We start from the raw sequence: 18,889 nt of genomic DNA on the forward strand, positions 1-18,889 counted from the left end.
CCACTCAGCAGCAGGCCCGCCTCTTTCGAGGCGGGCCTGAGTTTTTGGGCGGCTTGTTTCCTTTTTCAAACAACAGCACGCACCACTCACGGCACCCGAACTATCACCCTTTGCAGCACTTCTTCACCGCCCGCACCACGTTCTGATAACCGGTACAGCGGCAGAGGTTGCCTGAAAGGCCGCGGCGGATCTCCGCATCGGTCAGCGGACGGCGTTCGGTCTTGTCGAGCAAGGCCGCGCTCGCCATCACCAGGCCCGGGGTGCAAAAACCGCACTGCACCGCCCCCTCGTCGATAAAGGCCTGCTGCACGTCGGAGAGCTCATTGCCCTTACGCTCCCCCTCCACGGTGCGAATGGATTTGCCATCGGCCCAGACCGCCAGATAGAGGCAGCTGTCGATGGCGGTGCCATTCACCCGCACGGTACAGGCGCCGCACTCACCGACACTGCACCCCTCTTTCACACTGATAAGCCCCTGCCCGCGCAGGAAATGGAGCAGCGACATGGTGGGCGGCACTGCATAGGAGTAAGGCTTGCCGTTGATCTCGCACTGGATCTCTACGGCGGGACAGCTTTGCGGTTGCATCATAGGATCTTGCCTCCGGCACGTTCGACTGCGCAGGCGACCACCCGCTGCGCTAGGGTTTTGATAAGGTGCAGACGAAACTCCTTTTCCGCCCGCCAGGAGGATCGCGGCGCCACATCGGCCACTACCGCCTCGGCAATCGCTGCCAGTGTGGCGCGAGTCAGGGGTTGCCCTTCGGCCGCCGCTTCCGCGTGAGGCGTGCGCACCGGGGTCGGGGCCGCCACCCCATAGGCCAGCCGCAGGCGCTTGAAGTGGCCATCCTCAATCTGGCAGTAGGCGGCGCAGCCGATGGTGGCGATATCCATGGCATCGCGCATGGCGTATTTGAAGTAGTGGGAGCCCACCTGGGGATGAGTATCCGGGGAGAAATGAAACGCCACCAGAATTTCCGCCGGTTGCAGCGCAACCTTGCCGGGGCCGGTGTGAAAACCGACGATGGGGATGCGGCGCGTACCATTGGGCCCGGCAATTTCCAGCTCCGCTTCCAGCGCCACGGTAGGCGCCGCCGAGTCAGCACTGGTGGCGCCGTTGCAAATATTGCCGCCATAGGTGGCGACGTTGCGGATCTGCGGGCCGGCGATGGTAGCGGCCGCCTCGGCCAACATTGGCAGGCGGCGCTGCACCAGTTCGTTTTCAATCAGCTCGGTAAAGGTGGTGCCGGAGCCGATACGGATCGATCCGTCCGGCAACTCGCTCACCCCTTTGAGTTCGGGCAAGTCGTGAATATCGACGATATGGCGATAGACGGCGTTGAGGTGATGAAGCTGGATCATCACATCGGTGCCACCGGCCAAGAGGCGCGCCTCGGGGTCGGCCTGGCGCAGGGCGACGGCCTCGGCCACGCTGTGGGCCTTGTAGTAACGGGCAATATCAAACATGGTGTTGCTTCTCCCCTGATCCCTCGCCAATCAAACCCGCCGCGACAAACTCCCGGAACAGGGTTTTGGGGGTGATGGGCAACTCGTTGATAGCGACCCCGGTCGCCATTCGAATGGCGTTACGGATTGCGGGGCCCGGCGAGATGATGGGCGGTTCCCCCAGTGATTTGTGGCCATAGACCGACTGGGGCTCATAGGTCTGCACGAAGTCACATTCAAGCTCCGGCAAATCCAGCATGGTGGGGAACTTGTAGTCGAGCAGGTTGGGATTGCGCACCACGCCGCTCTTGGCATCGATGATCATCTCCTCGAACAGGGACCAGCCGATCCCCATCCCCATGCCGCCATGCACCTGTCCCTCCGCCAGTTGCGGGTTAAGGATCTTGCCCGCATCGTGCAGGTTAATGATGCGATTGATAGTCACCTTGCAGAGATCGATATCGACGCTGAGATCGACAAAGGTGCAGCCGAAACTGGGCGGGTTGGTGGTGGTCTTGTGGGAGACTTCCGAGGTGATCTGGCCACCGATGGTAAGGTGGTAATAGGCGTTGACCGACACCTCGGCGACGCTGATCAGCACCTTGTCCGGCGCACCGGCCAGCACCACGTAGCCGTCGATCAGGGTGAGGGATCCCACATCCTGATGGCAGAGTTGGGCCGCCAGCGACAAAATGCGGGCCCGCAGCTGCAGCGCCGCCTGATGGATGGCTGGAGCCGCCACATAGCTCTGACGCGAGGCGAACGAGCCAGGATCGTAGGCGGTGATGTCAGTATCCTGGGTCGAGATGACCCGGATCTGCTCAAACGGAATGCCTAACGTCTGGGCCGCCATCTGGGCAAAGACAGTATCCGATCCCTGCCCTATCTCGGTGGCGCCGATCTGCAGATTGACGGTGCCATCCTGATTGAGCAGCATGCGGGCGCCGGCAATTTCGACCCCCACCGGATAGGTGTTGGAGCCGTAGCTGAAACAGGCCACCCCGATGCCACGTCGCAGCCGGCTTGCAGGATCCTGCCCCAGACATTCGGCCTTGAGCCGAGCCCACTCGAACATCTCGCGACCACGCAGTAGGCAGTCCGGCAACCCGGCGCTATAGATGGTCTTCTGGTTGACCTGATTGACATCCCCCTCGCGCGCCACGTTGGCGATCCGCACATCGAGCGGATCCAGCCCCAGTTCGGCGCAGGCGTCATCCAGCATGCATTCGAGGGCAAAAATCGCCTGCGGCGCGCCGTAACCGCGCATGGCACCGGCGGTGGGCAGGTTGCTGTAGAAGGTTTTGGCGTCATAACCGAAGGCGCTGCGCGGATAGAGGTAGCTGATCTTGTTGCCCCCTGCGCTGGCGATGGAGTGGCCGTGAGAGGCATAGCCGCCGGTGTTGGAGAGCACGTCGAGCTGATAGCCCTTGAGGGTGCCATCGCGGTTGAGGCCCATCTTGCCATCGATGGCAAAGCCGTGGCGGGTGCGGGAGGCAAAAAAGCACTCCTCCCGGCTCAAGGTCACCTTGACCGGCACGCCGCCGAGTTTGTAGCTCAAAAACGCCGCCATCGGCTCTTCCAGCACATCCTGCTTGTTGCCAAAGCCGCCGCCCATATAGGGTTTGATCACCCGCACGCTGGACCAGGGCAGGCCGAGGGACTTGGCCACCCGGCTGCGCACTATCTGGGGGATCTGGGTGCTGCTGACAACGATGATGTGGTCCGGTTGATCCATGTAGGCGTAACAGGTCACCGTCTCCAGATGGCAGTGCTGCACCACCGGCGTCCGGTAGTGCCCCTGAAACTGCAGATCGGCCGCCGCGATGGCCTGCTCCGGGTCATTGGCGCGAAGCTGACTTTGCCGCAGCAGGTTGCCATTCGGATGGATGGGATAAGCATCCTCGGCCAACGCACTGTGGGCATCCGTCATCACCGGCAGCGGCTCGTAGGTCACCTTGACCAGGGCGGCAGCCTTCTCGGCCACCAGCGGATCGCGCGCCACCACGATGGCGACCCCATCACCAAAGTGACGCACATGGTCGGTGAGCAGACGCCGGTCTTTCACATCCCGCTTGGTCTCATCGAGGGACCAAGCGTGGCCGGCAGTGCGAAAACAGGTGGTGGGCACATCCTCGTGGGTAAACACGGCCTCGACCCCGTGCAGGGCCAGCGCCTCGCTGGCATCGATGGCAAGCACCTTGCCGTGGGCAATATTGCTTCGCACGTACTTGGCGTGGCGCATCCCGAGCATGATGTTGTCATCGGTATAGCGGGCGCTGCCGGTCACCTTGGCCTCGGCATCCACCCGCTTGAGCGGTAATCCTATGGACATATGCAAGTCCTTTTTCGAATGGAAAAATCTGGAACCGGCATAAAAAACAGCAAGATATGCGCCTGTTTCCCGCCATCGTCAGGAGAATGGGGAGAAGTGTGAAGGGGATCCCATCTAACCCGCTTTTGTTGGCCCGTAGCAGCGAGCCAAGCGTGGCCCCTGAACAAACGGGGCACATCAGCGGTTAAAAAAGCGGCAGAGCGAGGAGATCAAGGGTGGGAGCCTATCAATCTGGTAGGAGGATTTATCAAAATGGTATCGCGATGCCCCCCAACTGCGGAGACGGCCGAGGCGTGATGCCTGCGTGGGCGGGCTAAAAATAACAGGCATAAAAATGGGGCCGCCAGTGCGACCCCAAACGGGCGGGTTATCCCTAAATAGCCCACCCTCCAGCATAAAAGAGCACCAGCGCCAGGGCGATGACCACGGTGCCGACGTTGAGCTTGTGCCACTCCTTCGAGCAGATGCGGCCGATCACCAGCGAGCTGAAGCCGAGCATGATGCCGGTGACAATATTGCAGGTGAGCACGATAAAGACGGCGCATACCAGCCCGGACATGGCCCCGACAAAGTCATCGAAATCGAGCTTGGTGACGTTGCTCAGCATCAAGAGCCCCACATACATCAGGGCCGGTGCAGTGGCATAGGCGGGCACAAGATAGGAGAGCGGCGAGAGAAACAGCATCAGCAGGAACAGGCCGCCAACCACGGTCGCGGTCAGGCCGGTTTTGCCCCCCGCTGCCGTGCCCGCCGCCGATTCGATATAAACGGCAGCTGGCGCCGCCCCCACCAGACTGGAGAAGATGCTGCTGACCGAGTCGGCACTGAGCGCCTTGCCGCTGTTGATGATGTGACCATCCTTATCCAGCAGGTTGGCCTGCCCCGCCACGGCCCGGATGGTGCCGGTGGCATCGAATACCGCTGTCATCACCAGCGCCAGCACGCTGGGCAGCACCAGCGGCGAGAGGGCCCCCATGATGTCCAGACTGAAGATGAGGGACTTGCCCTGATCGTCCGAAAGGCTCGGCAGGGCGAACAATCCCTGATACTTCACCGCCGGATCGAAGATAAGGCCGAAGATGGAGATGGCGATGATCACCAGCAGGATCCCGCCCGGTACTCTCAGCTTCTCCAGCCCGAAGATCACCGCAAGGCCGATCAGGGACATGATGACCGGCATAGAGGTAAAGGCTCCCAGCGCCACCGGCAGCCCCTCCAGCGGGTTCTTGATCACCAGCCCCACCCCGTTGGCGGCGATAAGCAGCAAGAAGAGACCAATCCCGATGCCGGTGCCGTGGGCAATCCCCATCGGCAGGTTGTCGAGGATCCAGCTACGCACCCCAGTCACCGAGATGGCGGTAAACAGCACCCCCATCAGGAAGACGGCCCCCAACGCCACCGGAATGGGGATCTGCTGCCCCAGCACCAGACTGAAGGCAGTAAACGCCGTGAGGGAAATAGCGCAGCCGATGGCCATCGGCAGCTTGGCCCAGAGCCCCATCAAGAGCGAACCGAAACCCGCCACCAGACAGGTGGCGACAAACACGGCGCCGGGGGGAAAGCCCGCCTTGCCGAGCATGCTCGGCACCACGATCACCGAGTAGACCATGGCAAGGAAGGTGGTGAGGCCCGCCAGCACCTCCTGTCTGACATTGCTGCCCCGCTCGCTGATCATAAAGTAGCGATCAAGAGCCGTGAGCGGCTGTTGCTTTGCTGCGCTAGGGCTGGCGTCATCATTGGCCAGCTGTTCCACGCTGTTTGTCCTGCTGTTTGCTTGGGTCATACCCAACTCCTTCACACGCGCCTGAATGTTCCATGACGAAATGGCGACAGGATCTGCGGGTCTGCCTCGCGCCAGTCTGATGAGAAACAGGCGATGGAGGCAGAGGATGCTACAGACAGACCAGGGCAGGCAGCCTTGACTCAAACGTTTGCCTTGCTGGTCAAAAAAACCGGGCCATTTCACGTTCTATGCGGGGAGATCCCCTGTGGTGCGGCAAGACTGGCGCCCCTGTGGGGCACGCCAGCCACCGTATTCGTTGGGGCTGCGCCGCGGCAGCCCACTCCAGCCCCTACCCCCGTTCATGCACCAGTTGGCCATCCACATAGGTGCGGTAGATGGATCTGTCATCCCCCAGGGTCAACAGCACAAAGAGCTTGTCCCGCAGGGTGGTGGAGTTGTCATAACGCAGCTGCTGCAGCGGGGTGGCGACCGGGTCGAGCACCACAAAATCCGCCTCCTTGCCCACCGCAAAGCTGCCGATCTTCTCGTCCAGCCCCAGAGAATGGGCGCCGCCCAGGGTGGCCAGATAGAAAGCCTGATAGGCCGAGAGCCGTTCGCCCTGCAGTTGCATCACCTTGTAGGCCTCGTTGAGGGTCTGCAGCATATTGAAGGTGGTGCCCGCGCCGATGTCGGTGCCCATCCCCACCTTCACCTGCTTGCGCCACGCCTTGTGCAGCTTGAAGAGGCCGCTGCCGAGATAAAGATTCGAGGTGGGGCAAAACGCGATGGTGGAGCCGGTCTCCTTCAGGCAATCCCACTCCTGCTCTTCCAGATGGACGCAGTGGGCAAAGACGCAGTTGTGGCCGGTGAGCCCATGCTGGTGATAGACATCGAGATAGCCCTTGTGCGCCGGGAAAAGAGATTTGACCCAAGCGATCTCGTCCTTGTTCTCGCACAGATGGGTGTGCAGATAGGTGGTGGGAAACTCTTCGCGCAGTCGCCGCGCCATCGCCAGCTGCTCGGGTGTCGAGGTGGGTGCAAATCGTGGTGTGATGGCATAGAGCAGTCGACCGTTGCCGTGCCAGCGCTCGATAAGCTGCTTGCTCTGCACATAGCTGCTCTCGGCGGTATCGAGCAAATAATCGGGCGCATTGCGATCCATCATCACCTTGCCGGCGATCATCCGCATATTGATACGGCTGGCCGCCTCGAACAAGGCGTCTACCGACTCGGGGTGAACGGTGCCGAACACCAGCGCCGTGGTGGTGCCGTTGCGCAGCAACTGTTTGATAAAGAAGGTGGACATCTCGCGGGCATACTCGAGATCGTTGTAACGCCGCTCGGCCGGGAAGGTGTGGCGGTTGAGCCACTCCAGCAGCTGCTCGCCATAGGCACCCACCATCTCGCTCTGGGGGTAGTGAATGTGGGTATCGACAAAGCCCGGCACTATCATCTTGCCGCGGTAATCCCGCACCCGCACCTCGGCCGGAATGCGATCTTTCCCCTCCTCCCACTCACCGAACCAGTCGATGCAGCCGTTGCGAATGATCAGCAGACCATCCTCGATAAGACGGGCGTTGGACTCAATCTCCTCGGGCTGATCCACCACCCGGGTGATATCGAAGAAGCTGCCACGCACCGCTTTGACAGAGTTGTCGTTTTTCATAACCGTTTCCCTGTTTTCTTGTTCTGTTGACGTTTTTTGCCGGTTTAACCGTCAGATCCGTTCCACCTGTGGCGCCACCGCCTCCCCGGGCACTGGCTTTGGTGAACCCTCACCCTTGCTGGTCAATGGCTTGCCCGCACTGCGGGCGGTAAAGATCACATCCGGCTTGTCACTCAGCTGGATCACCTCCACCGCCTCGGCATCCCTGACGGCCGCCTTGCGTTTGCGGCTTTGCGGCAGCACCAGATTCATGATGATGGCGGTGATGCCACCGGCGCAGATGGGGTTCTCCACCAGCATGTAGATACCCGCCGGCAGCACCTTGAAGACGTTCGGGTCATAGGAAACCCCGAGCCCAAGACCCAGCGAAGTGGCGACAATCAGGGTCTCCCGCCGATCGAAGCCGTGGCTGATGATGATGCGACCACCGGCGATGGCGATCATCGAGAACATGATGACCATGGCGCCCCCCATCACAGGTGACGGTATGGTGGTAAAGAAGCGCCCCACCACTGGGAAGAGCCCCAGCAGCACCAGAATGACGGCGATAAACTTGCCCACATGGCGTGAGGCCACCCCGGTCATCTGGATGACGCCGTTGTTCTGGGCAAAGGTGGTGAGCGGCAAAGAGCCGAGTGCCGAGGCAATGACCGAGACCAACCCGTCCGCCAGTACGCCGCCGGAGAGCCGCTTTTGAAACTCGGGGCCCTGAATATTCCGGTGGGAGACCATGGCGGTGGCGGTGATGTCCCCCACCGCCTCCAGCACGCTCAACAGATAGATGGTGCCCGCTAACATAAAGGCGTGAAAATCGAAGGAGAAACCGTACTTGAACGGGATCGGCACAGTGATAAGCGGCAGGTTCTCAAGGGCGGAGAAATCCACCATGCCAAGCATCAGGGCCACCGCATAGCCCACCATCAGACCGATGGCAATGCCACTCATCCGCAGCAGCGGGCTTCGGCTGCAGTTGAAGGCGACGATAACGCAGAGCACCAAAAGCCCCAGCCCGATGTGCTCGTATTTGCCAAAGGTGCCGCTGCTCATGGCGGAGAAGCCGCCGCCAAAGTCGATGATCCCCACCTTGATAAGGCTCAGACCAATCATCAGCACCACTACCCCGCTCACGGTCGGGGTGATCACCCGCTTGAGGTAGGGCAGCACAAAGGAGGAGCCCATCACCAGAAAGGCGCCGACAAAGGAGACCCCGAGCAGGGTCGAGACGATCAGCTCCTCATGGATGCCATCTTTTTTCATGGCGCCGCCGAGCGCGATCATCACGGTCACGAAAGAGAAGTTGACTGACTGAATGGAGAGCAGCCCAGAACCGATGGGGCCATAGCGGTTTACCTGCAGCCAGGTGCCAATACCGGAGGCGATCATCGCCATGGAGACCAGATAGGCGGTGATCTCGGTAGAGAGGCCCAAGGCGCCGCCGACGATCAGCGCCGGGGTCACCATGGGGACAAAAATAGCCAGCAGATGGGTCACTGCTCCCATCAGGGTTTGATAAAACGGAGGTTTGTCTTCCAGCTCGTAAATGAGATCCGAGTGCTTACGTGTTGTTTTAGACATCATGTTTGTCCCATCACACAGAATGTAGGCGGAGTACTCATTCCGCCGTCAGGCGCTGGGGGCGAGCTGGCGCCCGCCCCTCACCTTTTCTTTTGTTATGCCGACACGTGTTGCTCCAGCTTGCCCAGTTCGCGCAGGATCTGCTCCGGCGTGAAGTGCCACTTGCGCAGCCAGACACCGCAGGCGTCGTGGATGGCGGTAGCGATGGCGGGCGCCGCGCCGTTGACCCCGATCTCCGAGATGGACTTGGCGCCGTAAGGGCCGACCTTGTCGTCACTCGGTACCAGGAAGGCCCGGAAGTCGCGCGGAATGTCGCCAATCTTGGGCGCGCCATAGCTCTTCAGATCCCGGGTGAGCGGAATGCCCTTGCCGTCGTAGCAGATCTCCTCGGTCAATGAGTGGCCGATGGCCCGCATGGTCGCCCCGTAGATCTGGCCGAGCGCCAGTTCCGGGTTGATGGGAGTGCCACAGTCGAGCAGGGCGTAGAACTTGTCGAGGCGGATCTCGCCGGTTCTGACGTTGACCGCCACCTCGGCGAAGTTGGCACCATACGGGAAGGCAAGCTCCGAAGTGATATAGCTGGCAGTGCCCACCAGAATGCCAAAGCCGGTACCGGTCTCGGCCTTGTGGGCCAGCTTGGCGAGGCTCACCTCCCCCAGCTTGCCGCGCACCACGCCCGGGAACGCCAGTTCAACATCTGTTACCGGCTCGCCCAGCATGGCGGCGCCGTGAAACAGGATCTTCTCCTTGAGGTTCTCGGCCGCCTTTTTGGCCGCATTGCCGGAGAAGCAGGTACCTGATGAGGCGTAAGCCCCCTTGTCGAACAGGGCGTGGTCGGTGTCGCCGGAGATGACATGCACATCCCCAAGCGGGCAGTGCAGCACCTCGGCGGTCAGCTTGGCCACCACGGTATCGAGGCCGGTGCCGATATCGGCGCCACCGGAGTGGACGATAAAGGTGCCGTCAGACTCCAGCTTGACCATGCAGTTGGCCTGATCGATATCCGGGATCCCCGATTTTTGCATGATGATGGCGACGCCACGACCGATGCGCCAATCCCCGTCAGCGGGTTTGGGACTATCCCAGGCAATCAACTCGCGGCCCTGTTTGAGGATGGGTTCGAGGGCGCAGCTGGCCGCATGGGGCACCGAGGTAGGCATCTTGCCCTCGCCAATGGCACCCAGCACCTTGAGGATGTCCCCCTCGTGCACCCGGTTGTGCTCCACCATGTCGAGCTGATCGATGCCCAGTTTCTCGGCAAGTTCGGCAATGGCCATGGTCAGGGCGAAGCTGCCCTTGGGCGCGCCATAACCCTGATAGGCGCCGGTCGGGCAGATGTTGCTGTAGTAGGTGTTGACGGTAAAGCGCACGTTGTCGCACGGATAGAGCGGCAGGGAGAGCGCCGGGCCGTTGCTCGGCACCGTCAGAGAGTGGTTGCCATAAGGGCCGGTGTTGGCACGAAAATCCATGTCGATGGCGGTGATGGTGCCATCCTTCTTGGCCCCCACTTTCACCTTCACCTTGGCCACGTGGCGGGAGGTGTTGCTGATGAACTCCTCTTCCCGGGTGTAGCGGAAGGTAACGGGACGGCCGGTGACCTTGGTCGCCCAGGCGCACACCTCTTCCAGCAGGATATCCTGCTTGGAGCCAAAGCCGCCCCCTACCCGCTCCTTGATCACGTGCACCTGATGTTGCTTGAGGCCGACGATCCGCGCCACCTGACGGCGCACGTGCCACGGCACCTGGGTGGATGCGTGAATGACCAGACGATCCCCATCCATGTAGGTGAAGCAGATATGCGGCTCGGTCGGGCACTGCTGGGCCTGGGTCGATTCGTAGGTGCGCTCGACAATCTCGTCCGCCTCTGCAAAGCCTTTGGCCACGTCACCGATCTGGCCATGGACGCTGGCGGCCAGGTTCTCGTGCGGGCGGGAACCGATGGGGAAGTTGATGATCATGTGCTCGTCACCGCGACGCACCGAGCAGGCGTTCTGCTGCTCGAGATCCGCCGGCGCCCCGGCCATGTAGACGATGGGCTCGTCGTGGACCAGCGGTGCATTGGGGGCCATCGCCTCGTCAATGCTCATGACCGCCGGCAGCACCTGATACTCGACCTCGATGAGTTTGAGCGCGGCCAATGCGATGGCTTCGCTCTCGGCCACCACGGCGGCCACCCGGTCACCGACGTGACGCAGCTTGCGGCCAAACATGCGGCGATCGAGCGGTGACGGCTCGGGCGCGCTCTGGCCACCTGGGGTGTAGTAGATATCCGGGCAGTTGAGGTGGGTGATGACATGCACAACGCCCGGCATAGCTTCGGCGCGGCTCACGTCGAGTTTGGTGATCACCGCATGGGGATGGGGGCTGCGCAGCATCTTGATGACCAGCGCATCCTCGGTGACCCGATCCTCCACGTAGCAGGGCTTGGCCTGTACCATCTTGGCGGCGTCCACTTTCGGGCAGCTCTTGCCGATGTGGCGCAGATCGTCGCGAAACTCCGGGGCGATCTGGCACAGGTAATCGGGATCCTTCATCCGTGAGCAAGCGAGCTCGATGGCCTGATAGAACTGCTGGTAACCGCCATCACGGTGAAACAGGCCCGAGAGCGCGTCATCGATTTGATCACGGGTCGGTTCGGGATGGCGATCAAGCAGGTCGGTGACGATGAGCGCCGCAGCCGGATCGTTATAGCCGGACTGCACCACGCCCACGTCCACCATCGCCTGCTGCACCAGACTGAGCTGGTTCCAGCTGCCGAGCGACTCGGCGGTGCGCACCTCTGATCCATCCAGCTGGGCGGCGATCAGCAGGGAGGCATTGATCACCTTGCCGTTGAAGAGAATGGCGTCAGAGCCGGCAAAGCCAAAGCCGTCGTCGCTGTTGCGCACCGAGTGCATCCGGCACTGGTTGAACAGCACCCGCTGGGCATTCTCGCCAGCCGGGGTGATGACAGTGCGCAGGGCACCGTTCAGTGTGAAGTTGAGTTCCATCATGCCTGTACCTCCTGCTGCTGGCACTCGACCAGCAGATCCGCCACCACTACCCCGCTGATATAGCGCTTGTAGGTCACGCTGCCGCCGAGATCCTCGCGCGGTGCAACCAGCTCGCTCACGGCGGCCTCCAGCGCGGCATCGTGCAGTTCACGGCGCTCCAAATCCCGCAGGCGCATCGGCTGCGGGGTGACGCCAGCGACGGCCACCCGCATCTCGCCAATGCTGTCGAGGGCTACGGCGGCAGTCATTACCGCCAGACCATCGGCGTTACGGCTGATGCGGCGAGTGGCGCAGCGCAGCGCGGGCTCCGGCAACACCACTCCCAGCACCAGCTCCTTGCGCTGGCCCGCCAGATAGGCATCGATGGGTTGCAACTGATTGTTCTCCAGCACCACCACGGCTTCGAGGACCAGCAGTACCGGCAACAGCGGGGAGTCCTGCTGCTGGCAGGCAAGCTCGCCGCCAAGGGTGGCCTGATTGCGCAGATGGCGGGAGTAGACAAACCCCAGCGCGTCGCACAGGGCGGCCGGGGTACGGGGATCATCTTTCAGGGTCTGCAGGGTGACGGTGGCACCGATATGGAGCTGGCCATGCTGTTGCTCAATCTGGTTCAGTCCCAGCTTGTCCAGTGAGATAGCGACCTTCTTGTCGGTGCGGGTCGGGGCGGCGTTAAGCTTGCTGCCGCCTCCCATGTAGACGGCGTCGTTGCCGAAACTGGCCTTGAGTTCCAAAGCCTGACCCAGTTGCTCGGGTCGGAAGAATTGCTCAATCATGTGTCGTCCTTACTCTTGCTGCCCGCCGCCGGGCAAATCCACAGGGCGGGCAATCCGGTCCAAAACTGTGGAAGGTGGCCTTAGGCCAGCTGATCCATCCGTTGCCACAGGCGGCTCGCCACCTTGCAGGCCTGCTCGTAAATGGGCGCGACATCGAACGGGAACTCGCGATCCTGATAGACCATGCGCCCCTCCACCATCACGCTGTTGACGCTGTTCGATCCCATACCAAAGGCGAGATGGCCACCGAGGTTGCGCGGCGCCAGCGGGGTCGGTGCGTCGTAATCACAGATGGTGAGGTCGGCCTTGTAACCCGGCTCCAGGCGGCCAAATTTGGCGCCGAAGTTGCGCTCCAGCAGGGTGTTGCCGTTCCAGAGGAAGCGGGCAAAGCTGTCGGGCCACAGCGCGCCACCGGCATCCTTGTGTTTGAAGTAGGCGAACTTGAGCTCTTCGAGCATGTCGGAGCCGATACCATCGGTGCCAAGCGCCAGATTGCGATACTCCGGCAGGTGCATGTTGTAGCCCACATGGTTGTTCATGTTGGAGCGGGCGTTGTGCACCAGGAAGGCATCGCGGCTGTTGAGCAGCTCGATGTCGGCCGGGCTCAGGTAGATACCGTGGGCGATCAGAGTCTTGCTGTCGATAAGGCCAAACTCGTCCAGCCGGGCGATGGGCTCCTTGCCATAGTGGTGGTGGCCGTGAGCCATGTCGTAGCGGTCTTCCGCCACATGGATATGCAGACCACGACCGGTGACCTGCACCGCTTCGCGCAGCATGGCTAGCCCCTCGTCGGGTACGGTGAAGGGGGCGTGGGCACCAATATGGGCCTCCACCAGATAGGGTTCGATCCCCTTGGCTTTGGCCGCATCGATCTGTTGGGCGAACAGGATGTTCTCCTCCACCCCGGCCTGCAGTTCGGCGAGGCCGCCGTTGCGATCCGTGGTCTCGAAGCAGGTCATGCCGCGCAGGCCCGCCTCCATAAACCCTTTGCGCAGCACATTCAGGGAGCCCTTGATGAAGTTGGGCGACGCGTGGTGGTCGATCACCGCGCTGCAACCGCTCTTGATTGCTTCCAGCGAGCAGATGAGGCCGCTGTAGTAGAGGGACTCCTCATCGAGCGCCCGATCGAGCCGCCACCAGAGGTTTTTCAGGGTGGAGATAAAATCCGGGCAAGGGGCGATATTGGCCATGATCCCCCGCGACAGGCCGGAGTAGAAGTGGTTGTGGGCACAGACGATGCCCGGCATCACCAGCTTGCCGCCCATTTCCCGATAGTTGGCCTCCGGGTAGAGGGCCCGCAGATTGGGCCCCACCGCTTTGATAAGCGCTCCTTCGATGGCGATATCCACCCCTTCCAGCACCCGGGTCGGCTCAAGCTGGACGGCGGTGACGTTCTTCAGAATAAACATGGTGTGCTCCTTCGCTTATTCGTTATTCGCTCAGGCCTCGACGGCCCCCAGTAGGTAGTGGTGATGAGCATGGACATGGCTGATGATGCGGCACATGTCGCCAAGGGCCGCTGGCGCATCCTTGATCCGGCTCTGGGCGTCTATGGTCAGGCGATAGGTCTCGCCATCCTGACGCACCCGCAGTTCGCCACCATCCGCCAGATAGAAACCGGGGTTGCGGCTGTTGTCGAAATCCTCGGGCAGGCTGAAGATTGTGACCTTGTCCTGATAGGGCTTGCCCTGCCACGGGCAGAACTGGGCACAGTTGCCACATTCGTTGCAGTAGGCATCCAGGTGCAGGGTCTGGAACTGATCCTTGAAGCCCGGCACCGCGATGGCGACGTTGGCCCGGTTGGGGCAGACATCCACACACTTGCTGCAGAGGTAGTTGCACTCGAGGCAACGGTGCGCCTCTTGCGCCACGAAGGCATCGCGCTCGCTCTTGTCAACCAGGGTGACGGCGATGCTCCCCTTGCGGCGGTAGATCTCATCCTTGCCCGACGGCTGGATGGTCACGTCACGCTGCTGGCTGGCGATATGCTCACGAGAGAGCACCAGATCCGCGGCGCGGCGGGCACCACCGATGGCACCGACGATGGAGGACGGGCCACTCTGCACGTCACCGATGAGGAAGACGTTGCGACGGCTGGTTTCGCCAGTCTGGCTGTCCACCTCGGGCCAGCCATCGCTGCCAAGGGGAATCCCCATCGCTTTGAGCACCTCGCAGTCAGGCTGCTCGCCGATGGCGGTGATCAGGGCATCCATCTGCATCACTTCGGTCTGCTCGGTGGGCACCGGACGGCGGCGGCCCTGCTCATCAGGTTCCCCCAGCGCCATCATCCGCACCGTGAGCTTGCCATCTTTGTCAAAGCGCTCCGGATTGGTGAGGAAGCAGAAACGCACCCCATCCTCCACCGCTTCCAGAACCTCCTCGCGATAGGCGGGCATCTCTTTTTCGCTGCGACGGTAGATAACGGTTACATCGCTGACACCGGGCACCTTGAGGGCGGCGCGGGCACAGTCCATGGCGGTGTTGCCGGCACCGATCACCGCCACATGGCGGCCCAGCGGCAGCGGTTTGCCCTGATTGAAGCTGCGCAGGAAATGGAAGGATTTGTAAATCCGCTCGTGGCCCCCATCGAGGCGCATGCCGCCATTCTTGTCGGCGCCGATGCCGACAAAGACATAGGTAAAGCCCTGGGCGTGCAGCTTGTCGACGGTGAGCGCCGGATCGCAGCCAAACTCGAACTTGACCCCGTGGGCGGCAACAAAGTCGATGTCATGCTGGATAAGTTCGGCCGGAATGCGGAATTCGGGGATGATGTGCTTGACCACACCACCGGCATCCGCTTCGCGCTCGAACACGGTGACCGGATAGCCGGCACGGGCCAGGAAGTAACCGGCGGAGAGACCGGCCGGGCCGGCGCCAATGACTGCAACCGGGTGCTTGTCACCACTGCCTGCCGGCTTGTGCCAGCGCGCCTTGTACCCTTCCCAGCCGCGCTCCAGCGCCACTTTTTTCAGCTCGCGGATATTGAGCGCGCTGTCGTAATCGAGACGGGTGCAGTTGTACTGGCACTGGTGATCGCAGATATGGCCGGTGATGGCGGGCAAGGCGTTGCGCTGATAAATCAGCTCAAGGGCAGCGACATACTCCCCCTCGCCCATCAGGCGAATGTACTCGGGGATATCCTGATGCACGGCGCAGGCAGTGACGCAGGGCGCCACGTAGCAGTCAGTCAGCGGCAGACCCCCCCCCACTTCGATGCGATCCTCGGACTTCCACTCCTTCTGGGTGTAATCCATGGTGAGGGCCTTGGCGGCAAGCGCTTCCAGCTTGGCCACGTCCACCTGACTCATGCCCCAGCTGTCAGAGGCGTCGATCTCTTTGAGGCACTCGATCTGACGCAGGTAGCCGCCCGGTTTCAGCAGGTCGGTGGCCATGGTGATGGGACGAATACCGGTCTCGAAAATCTCGGCGATGTTGAACTTGCTGGCGCCGCCCGAATAGGAGATGGGCAGCTTGCCATCGAAGGCGCGGGACAGCACGGCCGCCACGTTGATGGAGAGGGGGAACAGCGCCCGGCCGGACATATACATCTCATCGCCGGGCAGCGCCCCCTTGCGGTTGATGGTGCCGAGAGTGTTGGTAAGCTTGACCCCGAAGGTGAGCCCCTTCTCGGCTCCCAGCGCCATCAGACGGGTCAGCATCGCCTTGGCCTGATCCAGCTTGAGGTCGTGATCGAACGACGCTTCGCTCAGACCAATGTAATCAAAGCCGCAGGTATCGAGGATCTCGCGCACCCGCGGGTAACCCAGCAGGGTCGGGTTCAGCTTGACGAAGGTGTTGAGCCCCTTCTCTTCCAGCATATAGCGGCAGATGGCCTCGATTTCGTTGGGCGGGCAGCCGTGCATGGTAGAGAGGGTGACGCCGTGCACCAGATTGGCCGGAATGCGATCCACCAGCTGTTGCAGGCGATCGCGCCGCGCCCCCAGCCCCAGCTCGGCGATGAACTGCTCGTCGGCCACCAGCTCGCGTACCACCTGTTGGTACTCGGCAAACTTCGGACTTTGGCTTGCATCCATCAGGCTGTGGATAAACTGCTGCATCGGTGGCTGTTTGATGCCATCGAGGTTGTACCCCACGCTCATGTTGAAGATGAAGGACTTGGCCTCTCCGTCGAGCCGCGGGTCGAACACCTCTTCTAACAGGTAGAGGGCAAACCAGGATTTAAGATACTCGTCAAATGCCTTGGGCAGGGTGAACTCGGTAGACCACTCGGTGTTGAAGCACTCATCCTCGGCGTCAATACAGGGCTTTTCCAGTTCGAGACGGTCCAGGATCTGCACCGTCTTGAGCTCGATAAAGCGCCCGCCGGTCAGCCAGGAGGTGACGATGTTCTGGGCCAACTGGGTATGGGGGCCGGCTGCCGGGCCAATGGGGGTCTCGCAGGTTTCACCGAACACCTTGATCTTGCGCTCGTCCTGTTTGCGATAGAATTGCGCAGCGGGAATACCGAAAATGCTCTGACTCTCTTTATATTCCGCAAAAATACGGGTCAGCAGATTCTTGAACGGAACGGGTCGCATAATATCGCCCATGGCTATCTCCTTGCAGCTGTTCTGCCCATTGGCAGCATGAATAAATGGGGTATCCCGCACGGGTGTTCCCCCTTGGCAAGGAGAAGAGCAACAATCAGGCCACTACAGTTACAAAACGAGTTACAAAACTATTTTTAGGGTGAAAGCGTGAGGCAGCTCCAATTAATGGAGAGAATTTACGATGCCACCATTATGGGTATTGCGAGTAGTTATCAATCACTCTGGAATTTACTTAATGAGCAGTTCAAAAAGAACTCGCCCTATCAGATCAAGTGCGAGAAATATCACTTTGATACGCCATTTATCTCCCCGTTATCTTTTTAAACTGGGTTATTTCGTGGGCTCGCTCTCATTTTCAAGAATGCCACCCAGCAGCGCCTGATAGCGCTCCGGGGTATCCACATCAAACAGGATGGCGGGGCTGTCAACTGGCACCATACGGTGCGGATGCCCTTGCAACCAGCACCGTACCGACGACTGCACCGGGGCCGCTGCCAACTCGCGGGCAAGGGATTTTGGCAGCAACACCGGATGGCCCGCCTCCCCCTGCCAGGTGGGAAAAAGAGCCTCACAACCCCGTGCCTGCCAGAGCTGTTGATAGACCTCGCGCGGGATACAGGGGAGATCCCCGTGGCTGATAAAAAGGTAGTCAGCATCGCTGGCCGCCAGGGCGCAGTGGATGGAGCTGCCCAGCCCCTGCCGATAGTCGGGGTTGTGGACGACAACAATATCCGGCCATGATCCGTAGCGCGCTTGAAGTTCCTCGCCACGATGGCCCACCACCAGAATAACGCGATAACAAAAGGCCAGGGCATTTTTGAGACTTGCATCAAGCATTGTCCCCTGGCAATAAGGTAGCATCATTTTCCATGCCCCCATGCGGGATGAAAAACCTGCTGCGGTAATTATACAGTCACACTGTTCACGCCCCCGAGCCTGCACCTTTTCATTCACCTCGCTATTTATTTTGGTCATTGCCATGTCCTTGCCACACTCTGTTATTCACGCGTTTCCGGATATTGGTTCGCTTTTAAATCCACTGCTTGAAAATAGTGACAACCATACCACGCTAATTAGCCTTTGTGGTGCCGGTGGAAAAACCAGCACCCTGTTCTGGCTGGCGGAATATTTTTATCAACAGGGTAAAAAGGTGCTAATTACCACCACCACCCGGATGTTTCTGCCTGCCCCGTCACACTATCGGGAATTGATTATCGAGACGGATCCCGTTCGTCAACTTACCCGCTGTCAGACGCTACCGGATGGCCCGGCGCTGGTTGCCCTGTTCAGCCATCTCGACGAGCGCACCGGAAAGGTTGCGGGCCCCACGCCCCAGCAGATTGATCTCATCAAGGGGCAGCAGCGCTTCGATCTGATCCTGGTCGAAGCGGATGGCGCCCATCACAAGTTATTGAAAGTGCCCGCTTTGCACGAACCTTGCATTCCTCAGCACAGTGATTGGGTGATCGCCCTGACGGGCGGCGCCATGGTGGGGGCCAAGGCCAACCCGCAGCAGATCCACCGCTGGGCAGAGCTTCAGGCCCTGTGCGGGATAGAGGCCGGTGCCCCCCTCGACTGGGCCCTGTTTCACCAGCTGCTCTCCCACCCCGAGGGGCTGTTCAAAGGCACCCCGGGCAGGGCGCGCCGGATCTGGTTTATCAATGGGGATTATCAAAATGAGGCGTCGTGGCTCGATGAATTGATAAAGCTGCATAGCCGCCACCCCGAGATCTATGCCATCTGGCAGGGGGCGGTTCGCGAACCAGAGCCCATTCGCCTCGCACTCGGTTACTTCGCTCAGGATGAGGCACAGCCGCCTCGCCCATGATGGTTT

Annotated in this window: 12 protein-coding genes; 1 reads left to right on the forward strand and 11 read right to left on the reverse strand. The window is 61.0% G+C overall.

From position 1 onward, the window contains the following. Positions 1-103 precede the first annotated feature (103 nt). From xdhC to mocA, 11 genes are all read right to left on the reverse strand, one after another. Positions 104-589 (reverse strand): xanthine dehydrogenase iron sulfur-binding subunit XdhC, encoded by a 486-nt coding sequence (gene xdhC, locus G5168_RS00650; protein ID WP_021230037.1) that lies wholly within the window; start codon positions 587-589, stop codon positions 104-106. After that, complete coding sequence (gene xdhB / locus G5168_RS00655; protein ID WP_421251688.1) at positions 586-1,464, reverse strand: xanthine dehydrogenase FAD-binding subunit XdhB; 879 nt, start codon at positions 1,462-1,464, stop codon at positions 586-588. Before xdhB ends, xdhC begins: the two co-directional genes overlap by 4 nt. After that, complete coding sequence (xdhA, locus tag G5168_RS00660) at positions 1,457-3,775, reverse strand: xanthine dehydrogenase molybdenum-binding subunit XdhA (RefSeq protein WP_421251689.1); 2,319 nt, start codon at positions 3,773-3,775, stop codon at positions 1,457-1,459. Before xdhA ends, xdhB begins: the two co-directional genes overlap by 8 nt. Before the next feature lie 373 nt (positions 3,776-4,148). Next, positions 4,149-5,450, reverse strand: a complete 1,302-nt coding sequence (locus G5168_RS00665; protein ID WP_180343373.1) for an NCS2 family permease — start codon at positions 5,448-5,450, stop codon at positions 4,149-4,151. 397 nt (positions 5,451-5,847) lie between these two features. After that, the gene (gene guaD / locus G5168_RS00670; RefSeq protein ID WP_005336781.1) at positions 5,848-7,164 is read right to left on the reverse strand and encodes a guanine deaminase; all 1,317 of its coding nucleotides are present in this window, start codon (positions 7,162-7,164) and stop codon (positions 5,848-5,850) included. 51 nt (positions 7,165-7,215) lie between these two features. Further along, positions 7,216-8,739 carry a nucleobase:cation symporter-2 family protein gene (locus G5168_RS00675; RefSeq protein WP_421251791.1) on the reverse strand — a complete coding sequence of 508 codons (1,524 nt, stop codon included), beginning with the start codon at positions 8,737-8,739 and terminating at the stop codon, positions 7,216-7,218. 95 nt (positions 8,740-8,834) lie between these two features. Then, a complete protein-coding gene (locus tag G5168_RS00680; RefSeq protein WP_421251690.1) occupies positions 8,835-11,732 on the reverse strand; it encodes a molybdopterin-dependent oxidoreductase Mo/Fe-S-binding subunit in 2,898 nt (965 codons plus the stop codon). Continuing rightward, positions 11,729-12,505 (reverse strand): molybdopterin-dependent oxidoreductase FAD-binding subunit, encoded by a 777-nt coding sequence (gene ygfM / locus G5168_RS00685; protein ID WP_421251691.1) that lies wholly within the window; start codon positions 12,503-12,505, stop codon positions 11,729-11,731. The genes G5168_RS00680 and ygfM overlap by 4 nt, the downstream gene beginning before the upstream one ends. 80 nt (positions 12,506-12,585) lie before the next feature. After that, positions 12,586-13,914 carry a putative aminohydrolase SsnA gene (gene ssnA, locus G5168_RS00690; RefSeq protein WP_421251692.1) on the reverse strand — a complete coding sequence of 443 codons (1,329 nt, stop codon included), beginning with the start codon at positions 13,912-13,914 and terminating at the stop codon, positions 12,586-12,588. Between the two features lie 30 nt (positions 13,915-13,944). Further along, a complete protein-coding gene (gene ygfK / locus G5168_RS00695) occupies positions 13,945-17,055 on the reverse strand; it encodes a putative selenate reductase subunit YgfK (protein WP_421251693.1) in 3,111 nt (1,036 codons plus the stop codon). Positions 17,056-17,385: 330 nt separating this feature from the next. Continuing rightward, complete coding sequence (gene mocA, locus G5168_RS00700) at positions 17,386-18,036, reverse strand: molybdenum cofactor cytidylyltransferase (RefSeq protein ID WP_421251694.1); 651 nt, start codon at positions 18,034-18,036, stop codon at positions 17,386-17,388. On the opposite strand from mocA, the gene yqeC reads away from it, so the two are divergent. Next, positions 18,035-18,883 carry a selenium cofactor biosynthesis protein YqeC gene (gene yqeC, locus G5168_RS00705; RefSeq protein WP_421251695.1) on the forward strand — a complete coding sequence of 283 codons (849 nt, stop codon included), beginning with the start codon at positions 18,035-18,037 and terminating at the stop codon, positions 18,881-18,883. The genes mocA and yqeC overlap by 2 nt on opposite strands. Positions 18,884-18,889 lie beyond the last annotated feature (6 nt).

This window comes from Aeromonas sp. 600724, assembly GCF_049175135.1.
Lineage (GTDB): Bacteria > Pseudomonadota > Gammaproteobacteria > Enterobacterales > Aeromonadaceae > Aeromonas > Aeromonas veronii_A.